Annotated in this window: 1 protein-coding gene; it reads right to left on the bottom strand. The window is 64.6% G+C overall.

Annotated elements, in window-relative coordinates:
• Positions 1-75: 75 nt before the first annotated feature.
• Positions 76-565: hypothetical protein (locus HM984_RS18125; protein WP_179350131.1), on the bottom strand; the 490-nt coding region annotated here is incomplete at its 5' end.

Genomic DNA, 565 nt, shown 5'->3' with positions numbered 1-565 from the left:
GTCTGCCTTCGACGCCGCCGGGTCTCCGAAACCCCTGACCCAGGCAAACTCGGACCCCAATGCCACGAAAATGGGTTACAGCGGCCCGGCTTCGGCACTCTCCCGATGCAGAAGGTCGAGGCCCGTATCGATGATCACGCGCAACGCATCGGCGCGAGTCGCCTCGCGCCCAATAATTGCAACGGACCGACCCGGTGTCGAGGTGGGGCACGCGACTTCCCATCGCACGGCATCGTCGGTATCGGTCGGCGTTTCCTCCGGTGCCACTATGCGGCGAGGGCACCCTTGTTCGTCCAGCATCATCGCAGGAGTGAGCTCGAAGAGATGCTGTTCCAGCCCGGTGTCTTCGCGGAAGCGTCGAAACATTCGATAGGTGACCTTGGAGGGCAGGATGATCTGCGCGTGGTCGACGAACTCCTCGTGCACCACCCCGTCGGGTGTCTCGACCCGCAACGGTGCCACCGCGTCGAATGTCCCCGACGCTTCGAGGGTCCACCCCTTCGGCACGTGGTCGGTGGGCGGACGGTAGGCCATATCGATGGTCACGGCGACCTGTCCGGGGCTC

The organism is Winogradskyella pacifica (genome assembly GCF_013403915.1).
GTDB lineage: Bacteria > Bacteroidota > Bacteroidia > Flavobacteriales > Flavobacteriaceae > Winogradskyella > Winogradskyella pacifica.
The sequence above is the reverse complement of the archived record's forward strand: the minus strand, read 5'-3'. Positions and strand labels throughout refer to the sequence as shown.